Origin of the sequence: Streptomyces sp. NBC_00376 (genome assembly GCF_036077095.1) — a bacterium.
Lineage (GTDB): Bacteria > Actinomycetota > Actinomycetes > Streptomycetales > Streptomycetaceae > Streptomyces.
In genome coordinates, this window is record NZ_CP107960.1 from 8,736,034 (window position 1) to 8,751,803 (window position 15,770).

General features: G+C 68.6%; 12 protein-coding genes and 3 pseudogenes. 9 read left to right on the top strand and 6 right to left on the bottom strand.

The genetic code is table 11. The annotated features are described in order from the left end of the window. Positions 1–786 precede the first annotated feature (786 nt). Together OG842_RS39290 and mdlC are read left to right on the top strand one after the other, a co-directional pair. Positions 787–1,892, top strand: a pseudogene (locus OG842_RS39290) (integrase core domain-containing protein). A gap of 338 nt (positions 1,893–2,230) precedes the next feature. After that, positions 2,231–3,814 (top strand): benzoylformate decarboxylase, encoded by a 1,584-nt coding sequence (gene mdlC, locus OG842_RS39295; RefSeq protein WP_266734077.1) that lies wholly within the window; start codon positions 2,231–2,233, stop codon positions 3,812–3,814. A 573-nt stretch (positions 3,815–4,387) separates the two neighbouring features. Here mdlC and OG842_RS39300 read toward each other — a convergent pair. Then, positions 4,388–5,059 carry an SDR family oxidoreductase gene (locus tag OG842_RS39300; RefSeq protein ID WP_266737205.1) on the bottom strand — a complete coding sequence of 224 codons (672 nt, stop codon included), beginning with the start codon at positions 5,057–5,059 and terminating at the stop codon, positions 4,388–4,390. A 483-nt stretch (positions 5,060–5,542) separates the two neighbouring features. On the opposite strand from OG842_RS39300, the gene OG842_RS39305 reads away from it, so the two are divergent. The 5 genes and pseudogenes from OG842_RS39305 to OG842_RS39325 all read left to right on the top strand — a co-directional run bounded on the left by OG842_RS39305 (position 5,543) and on the right by OG842_RS39325 (position 9,448). Next, entirely contained in the window at positions 5,543–6,448 is a 906-nt protein-coding gene (locus OG842_RS39305; RefSeq protein WP_266734075.1) for a CPBP family glutamic-type intramembrane protease, read from the top strand. A gap of 251 nt (positions 6,449–6,699) precedes the next feature. Then, the gene (locus tag OG842_RS39310; protein ID WP_266734074.1) at positions 6,700–6,987 is read left to right on the top strand and encodes a hypothetical protein; all 288 of its coding nucleotides are present in this window, start codon (positions 6,700–6,702) and stop codon (positions 6,985–6,987) included. A gap of 97 nt (positions 6,988–7,084) precedes the next feature. Further along, positions 7,085–7,375 (top strand): transposase, encoded by a 291-nt coding sequence (locus tag OG842_RS39315; protein ID WP_443064086.1) that lies wholly within the window; start codon positions 7,085–7,087, stop codon positions 7,373–7,375. A gap of 83 nt (positions 7,376–7,458) precedes the next feature. Continuing rightward, positions 7,459–8,000: pseudogene (locus OG842_RS39320) on the top strand (methyltransferase); the annotation flags it as partial. Positions 8,001–8,266: 266 nt separating this feature from the next. Then, the gene (locus tag OG842_RS39325; RefSeq protein WP_266734073.1) at positions 8,267–9,448 is read left to right on the top strand and encodes a hypothetical protein; all 1,182 of its coding nucleotides are present in this window, start codon (positions 8,267–8,269) and stop codon (positions 9,446–9,448) included. Positions 9,449–9,616: 168 nt separating this feature from the next. Here the strand turns inward: OG842_RS39325 and OG842_RS39330 are convergent, their stop codons facing one another. Continuing rightward, positions 9,617–10,801 (bottom strand): IS701 family transposase, encoded by a 1,185-nt coding sequence (locus OG842_RS39330; RefSeq protein WP_266726591.1) that lies wholly within the window; start codon positions 10,799–10,801, stop codon positions 9,617–9,619. Positions 10,802–10,913: 112 nt separating this feature from the next. Here OG842_RS39330 and OG842_RS39335 point away from each other — a divergent pair. Beyond that, positions 10,914–11,845 (top strand): IS5 family transposase gene (locus tag OG842_RS39335; RefSeq protein ID WP_443064040.1). Its coding sequence is split into 2 segments (ribosomal slippage): positions 10,914–11,261 and positions 11,264–11,845, totalling 930 coding nucleotides; the frame shifts between segments, so codons are not numbered across the junction. 15 nt (positions 11,846–11,860) lie between these two features. Here OG842_RS39335 and OG842_RS39340 read toward each other — a convergent pair. Further along, positions 11,861–12,304, bottom strand: a complete 444-nt coding sequence (locus tag OG842_RS39340; protein WP_266734071.1) for a hypothetical protein — start codon at positions 12,302–12,304, stop codon at positions 11,861–11,863. Positions 12,305–12,467: 163 nt separating this feature from the next. Between OG842_RS39340 and OG842_RS39345 the strand changes: the two are divergent. After that, positions 12,468–12,648, top strand: a pseudogene (locus tag OG842_RS39345) (IS701 family transposase); the annotation flags it as partial. Positions 12,649–12,903: 255 nt separating this feature from the next. Here the strand turns inward: OG842_RS39345 and OG842_RS39350 are convergent. The 3 genes from OG842_RS39350 to OG842_RS39360 form a co-directional block, all read right to left on the bottom strand. Beyond that, positions 12,904–13,566, bottom strand: a complete 663-nt coding sequence (locus OG842_RS39350) for a response regulator (RefSeq protein WP_266734069.1) — start codon at positions 13,564–13,566, stop codon at positions 12,904–12,906. After that, a complete protein-coding gene (locus tag OG842_RS39355) occupies positions 13,563–14,699 on the bottom strand; it encodes a sensor histidine kinase (protein WP_266734067.1) in 1,137 nt (378 codons plus the stop codon). Before OG842_RS39355 ends, OG842_RS39350 begins: the two co-directional genes overlap by 4 nt. A 128-nt stretch (positions 14,700–14,827) precedes the next feature. After that, positions 14,828–15,664: a CPBP family intramembrane glutamic endopeptidase gene (locus OG842_RS39360; RefSeq protein WP_266734066.1), complete on the bottom strand. Its 837-nt coding sequence runs from the start codon at positions 15,662–15,664 to the stop codon at positions 14,828–14,830. Positions 15,665–15,770: the final 106 nt, after the last annotated feature.

Sequence of the window (15,770 nt, forward strand, 5' to 3'; positions counted from 1 at the left end):
TTCCTCGGCCGGCTGAGGGCGGCACCTTTGCGGGCGAGGCGCCTGGTCTTGAGGGTGATGGCCGCCCAGGTGATCAGCGTCTCGGAGTTCTGGATGAGCCGTTCGTGGTTCTGGTCCCACTTCTGTGGGCCTACTCCCTGTGACTGTTGTTCTCGCTCGCACGTCTCGCGAGATCGTCTGGAAACTGTCGGTGCCGGGCTGATGGTTCTGGGCTGTGCGCGAGGTACTGCTCCGGCTGGAAGAACTGCTCTTCCTGGCGGCTCCGGAGATCAGGGTGGTGTCGGTGCAGGACGACGGCGAGGTGATTCGAGTCGGTGTCAGATGTCGGATGCCCCGTCCCGCTGACCTTCCCGTTGCGGGACGGCGGCTGGTACTGCGGCTTCGTGTCCGGCGCTTCACGTGCGAAGACGTCTCCTGCGGGCGGCGGACGTTCGTCGAACAGGTCGCGGGCCTGACCCGCCGGTACAGCCAACCGACCGAACGAATGCGGTCGGCCCCGGCCGAGGCCGGACTCGCCGCGCGGTGCCCGGCCGGCCGACGTCCTTGGGACGAGAGCAGGCCGGGACACGGTTCTGCGCCCGGTCGACGCTCTCCCGGAGCCTCGACCGCGGAGCCCACGGGTTGTCGGCGTCGATGAGTACGCGATGCGCAAAGGCCGCGTCTCCGGGAGCGTGCTGGTCAACGTCGAGACCCGCAGACCGGTGGACCTTGTGCCGTTCAGAAATGCGTGGCTGCAGGTCGTAGGGGGCCTGGTGGCGCTCAGGGTCGCGTAGGACGATGCCGCGGGTGATTGTCTCGCTGGTCTATCGGGTGACGAGGAAGCTGTTGTCGGTCCCGGTGTTGCTGCTGCGTCGGCAGGTGGCCAAGGACACCGAACTTCTTTTCCTGCGGCACGAGAACGCGGTGCTGCGCAGGCAACTTGCGGGTCCGGTGCGCTACGAGCCGGCGGACCGGCTGTGGTTCGCGGCGTTGTCCTCGTTGATCCCCCGGCGTCGTTGGGCTCAGGTGTTCCCGGTGACTCCGGGCACCGTATTGGCGTGGCATCGAAGGCTCGTGGCGCGCCGGTGGGACTGCGGCAAGCGCCGGAGCAGGCCCGACCGGCCACCGACCACGAAGGCGATCAAAGAGCTGGCGCTGCGGCTGGCCGCAGAGTATCGGCGCTGGAGGTGTCGCAGGATCCAAGGCAAGCTCGCGCGGCTCAGGCATCGGGTCGGAGCCTCCACGGTCTGGGAGACCTTGACTGTTGCCGGAGTAGGCCCTGCTCCGCGTAGAGGTGGGCCGACGTGGCGAGAGTTCCTGACGGCGCAGGCCGACGGCGTCATCGCCTGCGACTTCCTGCACATCGACCTGGCCGATCTTCGCCGAGTCTGCGCGCTGGTCTTCCTCGAGCACGGCACGCGCCGCCTGCGCATCGCTGGTGTGACCGCGCATCCGACCGCGCAGCGGACGGTCCAGCAAGCCCGCAGCATCGCCGTCGACCCGGGCCTGCGCTTGGAGTCGCCGCGCTTCTTGGTCCGCGACCGGGACCGCAAGTACACCGAGTCCTTCGACCCGGTCCTCGCGGCAGAGGGCATCGAGACCCTGAAGACGGCGCCGCGGGCCCCACGGATGAACGCGCACTGCGAAAGGGGCATCGAGAGACTCCGGCGCGAGGCCCTTGACCACCTGCTGATCCTGAACGAAGCCCACGCTCGACGCGTGCTCGACGTCTACGCCTTCCACTACAGCGACCATCGCCCCACCGGGACCGGGGACAACTTCCTCCCCTCGCCCGGGAGCACCCGGCGCCCTCGACCGATTTGACCGCGCACCGACTCCTCCACACCCGAGTACTGGGCGACGTCATCAACGAGTACAGATACGCGGCTCGCCCAGCAGCGATGAGTCTCTGAACGGCACAGGTTCGCCCTGGTCCACCACCTCACCGAACCGGGCCAAGAGGCCATGAAGCAGGCCATGGAACCCGCCACCCCTGCGGCGCACCAACGCCCCACTCGCTGTGGCAGCAGTTAATCGTGTCGTCACCGAACGGACCGCATCCCGCGACGAGGACGCCTTGGTCGAGCAGGATCAAAATCGTCGCCCTGGTTCTGGCGTACCACGACATCGACGAAGGGGACGGAGCCTTCACCGAGAGGTGCTCACCTCACTGGCGGGGCCGTTACCCCGGCGCCCAGCCCGAGCATGAAAGCCGGTAGCAACAATGACTGAGCGATCCACCGTCCGTAGCGTGACCTACGACCTGCTGCGGACCCTCAAACTCACCACGGTTTTCGGCAATCCCGGCTCCACCGAACAGCCCTTTCTGCAGGAATTCCCCGAGGACTTCACCTACATCCTGGCCCTGCAGGAGGCGTCCGTCATCGCGATGGCCGACACCTACGCCCAGGTAACCCGCCGCCCCGCACTGGTCAACGTGCACTCCTCGGCCGGGCTCGGTAACGCCGTGGGCAACCTGGTGGCGGCCTACCACGGAAACACGCCCCTGATCATCACCTCGGGTCAGCAGCACCGGGAACTGGTGATCGGGGAGCCGTATCTCGGCAACCGTGAGGCCACCACACTGCCGAAGCCGTGGGTGAAATGGTCCTACGAGCCGGCGCGTGCCGAAGACGTCCCCGAGGCCTTCATGCGGGCCTACGCGGAGGCGTTGCAGCCGCCGACGGGACCGGTCTACCTGTCGATTCCCATGGACGACTGGAAGCGTCCCCTCTCCGGTTTTGCCCGTGTGCGGACGGTGAGCGACCGCGTCGCCCCCGACACGGAGCGGCTGCGGGGCTTCGCCGACCGCATCTCCGCCAGCTGTCGTCCCGCGCTGGTCTTCGGGCCGGAGGTCGACCGCAGCGGCGGCTGGGACGCAGCCGTCGCGCTCGCGGAGAAGCTGCGCGCCGCCGTCTACGGAGCCCCGCTGCTGGACCGCGCCTCCTTCCCCGAAGACCACCCCCTCTTCTGCGGCCCGCTCGGCATGTCGGTGAAGACCATCGGCGACCGGCTGGCGGGACATGACCTGGTGGTGGTGATCGGCGCGGAGGTGTTCCGGTACTACCCCTACGTGCCCGGCCTGTACCTGCCGGAGGGCACGGAGCTTCTGCAGATCACCGGCAATCAGGGTGTTGCCGCGGCGGCGCGCGTGGGCGACAGCCTTCTGGGCGATCCCATGAAGGCGATCGAGTTGCTCCTGGACATGGTCGCGGAGGGGGCTGCGCGGACCGCTCCGGAGCCGATGGCGCGGCCCCGTGAGCTGCCGCAGGTGCCGAACAGCCCGCTCACTCCACCGGAGGTCTATGCCACCCTGAGCAGGGTGCGGCCGTCCGACGCGGTCATCGTCAACGAATCGACGTCCACGATGGCGCAGCAGGTCGAGTGGCTTCCGACGGTCAGGACCGGATCGTTCTTCGCCACGGCAAGCGGAGGTATCGGCTGGGGCACCCCGGCTGCGGTGGGGGTCGCGCTCGGCGACCAGGACAGGGGCGTCGAACGGCCGGTCGTCGGCCTGATCGGCGACGGCTCCTTCCAGTACTCCGTCCAGGCCATCTGGACGGCGGCGCAGCACAACCTTCCGATCGTCTACGTGGTCATGCGTAACCAGGAGTACTCCATCCTCAAGTCGTTCGCGGTGTTGGAGGAGACGCCGGGCGTTCCGGGACTCGACCTGCCTGGGATCGACATCGCCTCCGTGGCCCGCGGCTTCGGATGCCGTGCCGTCGACGTGGAGACCACCGAGGACCTGGAGCGAGAGTTCAAGGCAGCCCTGGCCGCCGGGACCACCACAGTCATCGTGGTGCCCACGCAACCCCAGAAGGCGATGTTGTAGGCCGTACGGTCCGCTCGATCGGACAGGAGAGAGCCGCCATGGACTTTGGGCTGAAGGGCCGGTGCACATCGTCACCGGCCCGTCGGCCACCGGCGAACCCTGGCAGTACTTCGACCTGGGCCACGCCTGGTGAACCTGCAGTTTCTTCGAGCAGTGCCAGCACAGGGCTGCCTGAGCCCGCCGCGACTTCTACGCTCCCAAGGGCTTCAGCAAGGCGCAACTACTGGAAGCCAAGGAGACCTTGCAGCGCATGCTCGCCCCATCCTGCTGACCGAGGACGAACGAGCTGCGGTCGATGTCGGGCAAACCGCCATCGATGCGTTCCTCGCCCGGCTCACCGGCACCGGCGCATCCAGCACCATGCGGGTGGTGGACCGTCGCGATGTCCACTGGCCTGTCCCACCCCGAGAGCCGTGGCCGGTCTATCCCGGGATCGAAGGGCTGTATGTGAGTCCCGCCTGACGTGGGATCGGGGGACCGTAGCCGGATTCCCATCCGGCTCAAGGCGCGACACCCTGCGCGTGCGACGGAAAGACTGCCGGGCCGGGACAGGACACGCGGGAGGCGGGGATGTCAGGAGAGCCAGTCGGTGTAGCGGGTGGGGGCGAGGTGGGCGTTCTTGTCGGTGAGGACGTCGCCCTTGACGGCGGCGAACATGCCGGCGGTGGGGTCGGTGACGACGGTGCGGTCGTCGCCCTTGTGGGAGAGGGTGATCCGGCCCAGCTCGTCCAGGCTGAAGATCTCGGGGCCGGCGATGTTGCGGATGCCGTTCAGCGGGGCGCCCGCGGCGACCTCCGCCACCGCGCCGGCCACGTCCTTGGACGCGATCGGCTGGATCGGAGTGGCGGGCAGCCGGACGGTGTCGCCGTCGGTGGTCCAGGACAGGACGGCGTCCATGAACTCCATGAACTGAGTGGCCCGGACGATCGAGTAGGGGATCGGCCCGGCCGCGAGGATGTTCTCCTGGAGCGTCTTGGCGCGGTAGTAGTCCAGCTCCGGGACCTGGTCCGTGCCGACGATCGAGAGGATGACGAAGTGGCCGACGCCGCCCTTCTGGGCCGCGGCCAGAAGGTTGTCCATCGAGGTCCGGAAGAAGGCCGGGGACGCTTCGTCGAAGGTCGGGGAGTTCGTCAGATTGACGACGACGCCGGCCCCCGCCACCGCCTCGTCCAGTCCCTGGCCGCTGATGACGTCCACTCCGGTGGACTGCGAGTGAGGTACCGCCTCGTGTCCGGCGGCGTTCAGATCCTAGACGACCTGCGCCCCGATCAGCCCGGTACCGCCGATGACTGCGAACTTCATGGCATGCCTTTCGTTGGGATTACGTGCGCAATATGGCATATGAACCGCTATGTAGGTGCGGCATGGAACGGCTCGTTGATGGACCGAGGAGGGGCGGTGCCAGAGACCGTCGACGAACACGACCGTTTCGGCGAGCTACAAAGAGCGTGGACCATCCTCCGAGCCGCATTGCCCCGTCGATCGCCCAGGCGGTGGAGCGGCAGTCGCATGAAGGCGGGCACTCAGCCTCTGGGTGTTCCCGGAGCCGGAGCCGGAGCCGGAGCCGGAGCCGGTGGCCAAGGACCAGTCGACCCCTATCGTCCACTGCGCCGAAGGATGTATAGGGGCGTCGTCCGCGCGGACGACGCCTCTGACTGGTGGTCGGGCGAGCCTGGAAAGCACACGGGGTTGTCGACAGGAGTCGGCCCTACCGTCACCAGGAGCGCTATGACCGAGCTACACATACGACAACCCGCACCTTCACCCGCGCCCACGGCCGCCGGGGCCATGGGCCGCGCGTTGGCTGGCGGCCTGATCATGGCGGTGGCGCTCGGTGTCGGCAACGGCCTCGGACCCGTACTGGCGGACGCCGCCGGAGCCAGTGGCTTGGCCGCCCGGCTGATCGCTGCGGCCCTCGTCACCGTCGTGGCCGTGCCGTTCGTCCTGCGTTTGTCACACCCCCGGACGGTCGGCTTCGGCAGTCCGGGCGCGAGCCTACGGGCGTTCCTCACCGGCGTCGGGGTGACGGCCGCGGCAGCGGCGCTGGTCCTGGGCGCGGGCACGGCTGTGGGGTTACTCGTCTGGCAGCAGCTGGACCTCGTCACCCTGGTCGGCTTTCTCGTCACCAACGCCGTCGTCGCGTTCCTGCTTGAAGCCTTGCCCGAGGAGACGACGCTGCGCGGCTACACGTGGACATTGCTGCGCAGACGGTTCGGTCCCGCACTGGCGGCGCTCGGCACCACGGCGGTCTTCCTGCTCGTACCGGGCACCTCGACGCTGGTGACGGTCGGCATTGCCCGGCTGGCCGGTGACGAGCCGGGCCATATCGGCATCGCCCCGGAGGGGCAGCACCCCGTCGACTACCTCATCCTCCTGACGGTCTTCAGCCTGACCCTGATCGCCGCCCGTGCGGCCGTGGGCCACGCCCCGTTGTGGGCGGCGATCGGCACGCACCTGACCGTCCTGACCGTGAACCGCATCATGTTGCAGGGCGAGGCCCGCGACGCGGGCGTGACGGTGGAGCAGGCGTCCGGTGACGCGGTGCTACTCGTACCGCTGTACCTGGTGGTCGTCGCGATCGCATTCCTGGCGTGCCGCCGAGTCACGCGTCGGCACACGCCCGGCGCAAGGTAGGCGGTCACCGTCACCGGCCTGCTCGATGCCGGGCTCCTGGTCCGCGCAGAGAACGGGACCGCCGTCCTGCCCGACGACGTCCGGTACGGCCTTCGCCTCACGGACTCCGACGACGCCAGCCCCTACTGACACCCCTCATGGCGAGACCACTGACACCCAGTGGCAGACGCCACTGACTTCTCAGTGGCGGACGGCAGCCAGCCGGTGACGTGTCCCGCCAAACGGGAGCACGCGAGATTTCCGCCTGCCTGATGGGCCGTCCTTTCGTCATCCGCGAATGTGGCCCTACCGCGGACGAGACCGTCGTCAGCTGGGCTGCCTGCCTGCTGGCCGACCGCGCCCTCGCCATCCGAGCACACCGGGACCACGCGGCCACTGATCATCACAGCGCCGGCCTGCAGCGCCTCGTCGACCGGGGCGCCCACGACACCGAAGCCGGCGCGCTGCTGCGCCATCCCGACCTGCTGGAACCCATCGCGAGGCTGCACCGCCCCCAGCTGATCGAGCTGCTCCACGCCGAGGCCGCTGGGACACCGTGACAAGCCTGCAAGCGGCCGGACGCATCGGTCCGCCCCCGAACGGGACGGAAGGCAGTCGTGCTGCCAATGACCGGTGGCCTGAGTGCAGCACACCGGGGTGCCCTGGCGGGATCTGCCTGCGCGTTTCGGCCAGTGGAAGACCAGGTACGAGAGGCATAGGCGCTGGTCGGCGGATGGCACGGGGGGCAAGGTCTTCGCGGCTGTCCTGGCCGACGCCGACACGAAGGGCCGTATCGATTGGTCGATGGTGAGCGTGGACTCCACCTCCTGCCGGGCTCACCAGCATGCGGCCGGAGCGCGCGGAAGATCCCCACGGGTGCCGGGAAAAGAACGACGCCCTGGCAGCACCGCCCCGACGAGGGGCTGGGACGCTTCCAGGGTGGCCTGACCTGTAAGACTCACCTTGCCGGGGAAGGCGGACGCTGGCCCTTGGCCGTGCTGATCACGCCGGGCCCAGCGGCCCATCGCGCGGGTCGCCGTACCGCGTTCGACCTCGGGACGGGGACGGGAGTACTCGCCGCCGTCCTGGCCCGCCGGGGCATCGACCACGTCATGGCCACCGGTATCAGCCCGCGCGCCCTGGCCTGCGCACACGAGAACGTCCGCCGACTGAACCTCAGCGGGCGCATCGACGTCGTGGGCCCCGGCCTGTTTCCCGAAGGGCGCGCGGACCTCAGCGTCTGCAACCCGCCTTGGATTCCAGCCCGGCCCACCTCCGCCGTGGAGCAAGGCGTCTACGACCCGGGCGGCGGCATGCTCCGCGACTTCCTGGACGGACTCACAGCGCACCTCGAACCGGGAGGCGAAGGACGGCTCATCCTGTCGGACCTGGCCGAGCACCTTGGACTCAGGACGCGCAGCGAACTCCTGGCCGACATCGAGGCAGCGGGCCTGTACGTGGTGGACAGGACCGACATTCGGCCGCGGTATCCACGAGCGGGGGCACCGCGGATCCTCTCCACGCCGCCCGTGCCGCTGAGGTCACTTCGCTCTGGCGTCTCGCCGGCACTTGACGATCAGCGCCGGCCGTCGCCGGGGGCGAGCCGGCTGGTGACTTCGGCGATCGCCTCCAGGTAAGGGAGGCAGCGCATTTCCGGACTCGCGCTGGTGGTCGCTGTCGACATTGGGCCGGGGCTCACGGCATCCGGTGGATGTGATCGCAAGGCGGAGGAGGCACCGGCCACGCAACCGTTCGAGTTCGATAAGAGTCTAGTGACCGGAAACTTTTCTCCTGGAAGTCACCGCCCGTTTTCCCGCGTCCCAGCAGAGGATCTCTCCAATGCCGATTCCCCCGCACAACCGTCGCGCCTCCCGTGCCGTTGCTGCCACCCTCAGCGCTGCCGGCCTGATCGCACTGGCTGCGGCTCCTGCCGCCTTCGGCGGTGAAACCGCACCCGAGTTGGTCGTTGGAGGCATCGAGCCGGTCAACGGGGTGAAACCTGGGAGCAGCTTGGGTCTGTCGGCAACCGTGGCGAACAAGGGCACCGGGGCGGCCGAGAAGGTGTGGGTCTCCTACGGCGTCACCCGAGGACTCGACTTCGCGGAGGTTCCCTCCAACTGCCGGACACAGCAGGTCCGGTCCTACGACGAGATGCCCGAGAGATGGATCGCGGTGTGTGCGTTCGACCAAGTGGTGGAGCCGGGCACCGTCTACACGCCCGAGAGGCCTCTCCGCGTCGAGGCACTGGACCGCGCGCTCAACGACGAGCTGCGAGTGAATGTCTGGGACGTCGATCCCGGAGCGGACGAGAACGGCACCCAGCCGGTGGCGGGAACCGCGCCGGCGGTGAAACTGGTCGAGGGACAGGCCGGGAGCGAGGGGACCGCACGAGTTGTCAATGTGCCCGTCAGCTCCGTCAACACGGCCGACTACCAGGTGACGGGTGCCGCGCTGAAGGGAAGCGTCGGTGACACGGTGAAGATGAAGGTGAAGTTCATCAACGCCGGGCCCGCCTGGATCCTGACCAAACCGGGGGAACGGTCCGTCAGCGTCATGATCACGCCTCCCGCCGGAACGTCGGTCGTCAAGCGCGGCCAGTTCTGCCAGGCCAAAGGTAAGGCGTACGTCTGCGGCATGCGGTCGCTGAACGAGGGCAGCCAAGAGACCTACACCTTCGAGCTGAAGATCGACAAGCGGGTGGCGAACGCCAAGGGCCAGATGGCCCTGAGCACCGAGGCACGGCCATTCGACCCCAACAAGGCCAACGACAAGGCCGACATCACGCTGGACGTCACGGGTGGGGAGCCGACTGGCTCGACGGGCGGCTCGGCCGATGTCTCGGGCGGCTCGGCCGGCGGGTCGTCGACGGCCGGCGACGACGGGACCACGACGAACGGCGGCATCCTGGCAGAAACCGGCTCCTCGACGCTGCCGATCACAGGCGCGGCTGCCGCAGCGGTGGCCACGGGCGCGGGCATGCTCTTCATCGTGCGTCGTCGCCGGACCCAGAGCCCGAGTTGACGACCTAGTACTGCAACGGTGTTTGTCGTGACGGGTGGTCAGTCGGTGGGGCGTGGCCTCGTTGTTTGTAGTGGCTGGTTCGGGCTTGGTGTTGTCGTTTTCGGCGCCAGGTCGACCAGTGCAGGATGTGGTCGACGGGTGCGTGCCGTCGGTTGGTGAGGCGGTGGATCAGGCGTCTGATCTCGGCGAGGCTGAGGTGGATGAGCTGGGAGGATCCGTTTCTGCTTTCCCGGTGTCGAGCTGGCGGGCCCGCAGGACGGTGAGGCAGGCGTGGGCGGCCATGGCCAGGGTGATGTGGCGGTGCCAGCCGGGGTAGCGGCGGACCTGGTAGTCGTCCAGGCCGCACTCCTGCTTCGCGGTCTGGAAGCATTCCTCGATCGCCCAGCGGCTCCCGGCGATGTGGATCAGCTCGTCCAGGGTGGCGTCGGCCGGGCCGTAGGCGATGTAGTAGGAGAGCTCTTGGGGACGGGCAACGCTGCGACGGGCGATCACCCAATGCCGGCGGTCGGGCCGGTGCCAGGGGCGGACTTCGACGCGTGCCCAGTCATAGACGCGGGGCCCGTGGGAGCCCTGGCCGCACGAGCGGCGTTTCCATTTCTGCCGGGGCAGGGCGGGAAATAGATCGCTCACGGGGTGGTCGATGGCCCAGCGGGTGACGACCGTGTCGTGGCGGGTGGTGGCCATGACGTGGAAGACGTCCGCCTGTTCCAGCTCAGAGCGCCAGCCCTTGCTGTAGCCGTAGCCGGCATCTGCGGTCACCCAGCGGAACGGGATCTTGCCGGCGATCGCGCGGCGGACCATCTCCTTGGCCATCGCCACCTTCGTCGCGAAGCCGACCTCGTCGTCAATGCCGGCCCGGCGGCACCGCTCTCGGTCGTCCGTCCAGGAGGCAGGCAGATACAGACGGCGGTCGATCAGCGTTCGTCCGAGCGGGGCCGCATAGGCGAGGAAGACACCGACCTGGCAGTTCTCCGTGCGGCCCGCGGTGCCGGAGTACTGCCGTTGCACCCCGGCCGAACCGGTGCCCTTCTTCAGGAAGCCGGTGTCGTCCACGATCAGCACCGCACCAGGATCGCCGAGATGCTCGACCACGTAGTCACGCACATCGTCCAGAACCTCGTCGGCGTCCCACTCGATCCGGTTCAACAGCCGGTGGATGCGGTCCGGACCTGCGTGGCCGGCTTCTTCGGCCAGCGTCCAGCCGTTCTTCCGCTGCAACGGGGCTACGAGTCCCCGCATATAGGCAAGAGCTGACTCACGAGGCTCCGATCTGCCGAATCGGTGAAGAAACCGCCCTTGCACCGCACCCAACTCACCGGCCCACGACCTGACCTCAGCAAGATCCCCACCCATGACAACACCAACGATCGACCTGCCTACCCGTCACAGCAAACACCGTTGCAGTACTAGGGACTGTTTCTCGGATCTCCTGACAGGACTGGGGTGTTGAGGTCAGGGTGGTGGGATGGGTCGTGGGGATCTGACGAATGCGGAGTGGGACCGGCTGGAGTCACTCCTGCCTCGTGGTGGTGGGCGCGGGGGTCGGTGGAGTGACCACCGTCGGGTGATCAACGGGGTTCTCTACCGAGTGCGGACGGGTGTCCAGTGGCGGGACCTGCCGGAGCGGTTTGGGCCGTGGGAGACCGTCTACAAACGGCATCGTCGCTGGTCAGCTGATGGAACCTGGAAGATGCTGCTGTCTCGCATCCAGGCCGCCGAGGATGCCGCGGGCCGGATCGACTGGGATGTGTCCGTGGACTCGACCGCCGTGCGAGCCCACCAGCACGCTGCCGGCGCGCGGAAGGCGTCGGCGGCCGAGGGTCCTCAAAAGGGGAACGTTCGGGGGACGAACCAGGTCGACCCGGTGCTGCGGAAACTGGCCGTCCGGCTGGAGGAGGTGGTCGGATCGGCGAATGCCTGGGACGCTCCCGAGGCGGATTCACCACCAAGATCCACCTCGCCGCCGAGGGACGATGCCGCCCCCTCGCCTTCGTCCTGACACCCGGCCACTACGGCGACGGCCCCCAGCTCGAGGCCGTGCTGGAGGAGATCTCCGTGCCCCGCAGCGGAGTCGGGCGGCCCCGCACCCGACCAGATCACGTCCTGGCGGACAAGGCCTACACGTCCCGAAGAAACCGTCGCCACCTGCGACGACGCGGCATTAAGCACACCATCCCCGAACGCCTCGACCAGCAGAAACACCGGCAGAATCGGGGCTCCCGAGGCGGCCGGCCCACCGGCTTCGACAGCGAGCGCTACAAGAAACGCAACACCGTCGAACGGGCCATCAACCGGCTGAAGGGCTTCCGAGCGGTCGCCACCCGCTACGAGAAACGCGCCTACATCTACCTTGGCACCGTCACCCTCGCGGCCCTCGCGATCTGGCTCCGAACATGATCCAAGAAACAGTGCCTAGCGGCGGTCGCTTTCACAGGCGTCGAGGCGTACGGCGGACAGGTAGTGCGTGCTCTGAGGGTTGACGTCTGCGGACAGTAGGAGTTTGCGGTCCGACGGGTCGAGGACCTCGGTCAGTTCATGGATGGGGTAGCCGAAGAGGTCGAAGTCGCCGAAGGCGACCGGAACGTCGGCGGCCCGGTCCGGGACGCGCTCGGTCCGCTCGACGATCAAGTGCCCCATGATCTGATCGGGACAAGCCGTGCAGGCATAGGCCGTGACCAGGATGTCGCAGTGAACGAAGAAGAAGGTCCAGTGCGCTCCGCACATCCACCCGCCGGCGCGGATGTCCGCCAGAGTTGACGCCGTCCACTGTGCCGCATGCTCGGTCATGCCGAATCGCAGGACGCCTGCGTTCGCTGGGAGGACGAGCCCGGTGCCGGGCATCAATCGAAAGGTCACTCGAATAGTGTGCCGGGACGCGGCGGTTGGGCCACCCCGCTTGCGTTCCGTTCGTCCTGACACAGATCCGAACCCGCACAGCTCCCCAGCCGTTTCGGGCGACGTTCTGGTGCTGCAACGGTGTTTGTGGTGATGGTTGGGCAGGTCAGTCGTTGGTGTGCTCATGGGTGGGGAACTGTCTGATGCCCGGTCGTGGGCGGGTGAACTGAGTTCTTTGCACGAGCCGTTTCGTGCACCGTTTCACCAGGTCTGATCCGCGTGAGTCGGTGCTCGCGTACATGCGGGGACTGTTCGCTCCGCTGGAGGAGCGGAAGAACGGCTGGATGCTGGCGGACCGAGCCGGAAGGGGCGAACGTCTTTCACGCCATGGCCACCACCCGGCACGACACCGTCGTCACCCAAGGCCGTCAGGAGATCCGAGAAACAGTGCCTGGCGTTGGATCGCCACCGCGAAGGGCCGCGGTCACACCCTGACCGCGGCGTTCCGACGGCGCCCTGCTCACCCAGCGCGGCGTCCTCCGGGGCCGTCCAGCCCTGGAGGTTCGCCACCGTGTTCTGGCCGGACCGCGCCGTCCGGGCCGTGTGTCGTGCCCCGCCACTCAAGTCGCCAGCCCGTGGCGGTAGGCGTAGACCACGGCCTGGACGCGGTCACGCAGGCCCAGCTTGGCCAGGATGCGGGAGACGAATGTCTTGACGGTCTCCTGGCTGATCTGGAGGCTCCTGGCGATCTCGCTGTTGGAGAGGCCGTCTGCGATGAGCCGCAGGACCTCCAACTCACGTGAAGTCAGCGGCAGTTCGCTCGCGCTGCCGTCGTTGACGGGCCGGATGCGGGCAGCGTAGCGGCCAACGAGCTGGCGGGTGACCTCGGGATCCAGCAGGGCGGAGCCCACGGCCACCGTGCGGATGCCGTGCAGGAGTTGGGCCGGGGGCGCGTCCTTGAGCAGAAAGCCACTCGCGCCCGCGCGCAGTGCCTCGTATACGTACTCATCGAGGTTGAACGTGGTGACGACCAGGACCTTGACGGGCCGCTCCACCCCGGCCCCGGCCAGCAGGCGTGTGGCCTCGATGCCGTCGAGCACTGGCATCCGTACGTCCATCACCACGACGTCGGGGCTCAGCCGCCCGGCGAGGTCGACCGCCGCGCGGCCGTCCCCGCACTCGCCCACCACCTCAAGATCGGGCTGCGCGCCAATGATGGTGACCAGGCCGGTGCGGATCAGCATCTGGTCGTCGCAGACCAGGACCCGGGTCGGTGCGCTCACGCCGCGCCGCCCACGGGTATGCGGGCCCGTACGGCGTAGCCGCCGCCGGTGCACGCGCCTGCGTCGAAGTCGCCGCCGAGGCCGTCGACCCGTGCGTGCAGCCCGGCCAGGCCTCGTCCGCCGCCGCAGGGGGACGGGGAGCCCGAACCGGTGCCGTCCGTGGCGATGTCCACGGTGATCTCCTTGTCGGTGTGGCGGACCCGGACCGTGGTCAGGCCACCGCGGTCGTACTTGAGGGCGTTGGTCAGGGCTTCCTGTACCACTCGGTAGGCGACGAGGTCGGCGCTGCCCGGCGACACGGCCGGAGTGCCCTCCTCGGTGAACTCGACCGGCTGTCCGGCCCGTCGGGTCTGTTCGACGAGCGTACGCAGTCCGCCAATGGCGGGTGTTCTCGGTTCGGCGCCCTGAACGGTGGCCTGGCCGGGGCCGTGGCTCGGTTCGAGCAGGTCGAGCAGCTGCCGCAGGTCGGTGATGGCCTGTCGGCCTGTGTCGGTGATGGCGTCGAGCGTGTCGTCGAGGCGTTCGGGCGCGGCGGTCAGGTAACGGGCCGCCTCGGCCTGCACGACCATCGCGGTGACGTGATGGGTGACAATGTCGTGCAGTTCTCGCGCGATGCGCGTGCGTTCGGCGGCGCGGGTGTCGTCGGCGACGCGGCGGCGGCGCTCGGCCTCCGCAGCCCGGGTCGCGTGCAGCCAGGCCCCGATGCCCCAGGCGAAGGCCAGCATGAGGTAGAAGGTCATGAACCCGCTCGTCGGCTCGCCGCCCCGGCCGATGCGGGAGAGCGCGACGGCGAGCGGCACGTACGCCACTGAGAACAGGACTGCGGTGGTATGCCGATTCCGGCGCAGGTGGGCGCCCGCGCTGAGCAGGGCGATGGCCAGGGCGGTACCGGCGAACGTGTGGTAGCCGCAGAGCTGGTCGAGGCTGAACCCGAACGAGACCAGGGCGAGGCATAGGGCTGGGGAGCGCCGCCGCAGGGCGAGGGACAGGCATTCCAAGGCGACGGCAACGACGCCCAGGGTGTCGAGGGGGCGGGTTGCCACGTCGCCGATGGTGGTCCCATTGTCCCGGAAACCGGGGAGCACCGAGGCGACGAGGAACAGCAGCCCGAGCGCAAGGTCCCGAGCCGTCACGTCGAGCCGGTGCCACAGCGATACGGCTCCGTGCCACGGTCGTACGGCGCCTATGGCCTCGGCTCCCGCCGCTCGTACGTCACTTCGGGTTTCGCTGAGGGTATGCACGCGCGTCTTGCCGAGCCGGCTCACCGGACGAGTGTATCGGTGGCGTCGGTCTGCTCGGCGCGTCGGCGGCGGGGCTGCAGGTGGCCGCGGTGGTGGGCGAGGCGCAGGAAGGCGGCCGTCACCAGGATGCAGAACAGCACGGAGTAGACGCTGGCCTCCGGTCCGAAGTCGCCCCCGGTGACCAGTGCGGAGCCGGACGTCGAGGAGTCAAGAAGGCCGTGGGTGGCGCCGTTCCCGGAGACCTCGGTGCTGAAGATGCCGGACTCGGCGAAGTTCCAGCCGAAGTGCAGCCCGATCGGCAGCCACAGGCTGCGGGTGGCGAGGTAGGCGGCGGTGAGCATGCCGCCGGCCTCGATGGCGATGGCGAGGGCGCCCCACGCCGTGGCGTGCTCGTTGGTCAGGTGCATCAGGCCGAACAGTGAACCGGTCGTGGTCAGCGCCCACCAGGTGCCCAGGCGTTCCTCGGCTATGCGGAACAGGATGCCGCGGAAGAGGAGTTCCTCCGTGACAGCGGCGGCCGCCATGAATCCGACGAGCCCGATCGCACCGGTCACCGTGCCCCGGCCGTCGATGTGGAAGTCGCCGAGGAAGGCGAGGCTGGCTATTACCGCCCCGAAGACGGCGGCGCCGATCAGCGCGCCGCGCGCGGTCGCGCCCCAGACGCCGCTCGTGGCGAGCTCCGCGGGCTGGCGGCGCTCGGTCCGTCGTACCACCCATCGGTAGACCGGGACGGCGAGCACCGCCGTCAGCAGGCCGAGCACGAGGGTTGGCCAGGGGCTCCCGTCCGCCGCCGCCACGGCTTGGCTGCCGATGAACGCCACCGCCGCGACCGCCAGAAATTGCCAGACCAGCCTCATGAGACCCCCTTCTCCAGATCCGCGGACCGAGCGCCGCGGCTGGTCTCGAACCTACGGATCAGACGGTTCCGGATCGTCCCCCTGCGGAGCGCACTTGCGGGTAGCT

Coding starts and splice junctions, on each gene's coding strand:
- OG842_RS39330 (WP_266726591.1), bottom strand. CDS start 10,801: ATGGGTGGGGATCTTGCTGAGGTCAGGTCGTGGGCCGGTGAGTTGGGT.
- OG842_RS39325 (WP_266734073.1), top strand. CDS start 8,267: ATGCCGATTCCCCCGCACAACCGTCGCGCCTCCCGTGCCGTTGCTGCC.
- OG842_RS39310 (WP_266734074.1), top strand. CDS start 6,700: ATGGGCCGTCCTTTCGTCATCCGCGAATGTGGCCCTACCGCGGACGAG.
- OG842_RS39360 (WP_266734066.1), bottom strand. CDS start 15,664: ATGAGGCTGGTCTGGCAATTTCTGGCGGTCGCGGCGGTGGCGTTCATC.
- OG842_RS39305 (WP_266734075.1), top strand. CDS start 5,543: ATGACCGAGCTACACATACGACAACCCGCACCTTCACCCGCGCCCACG.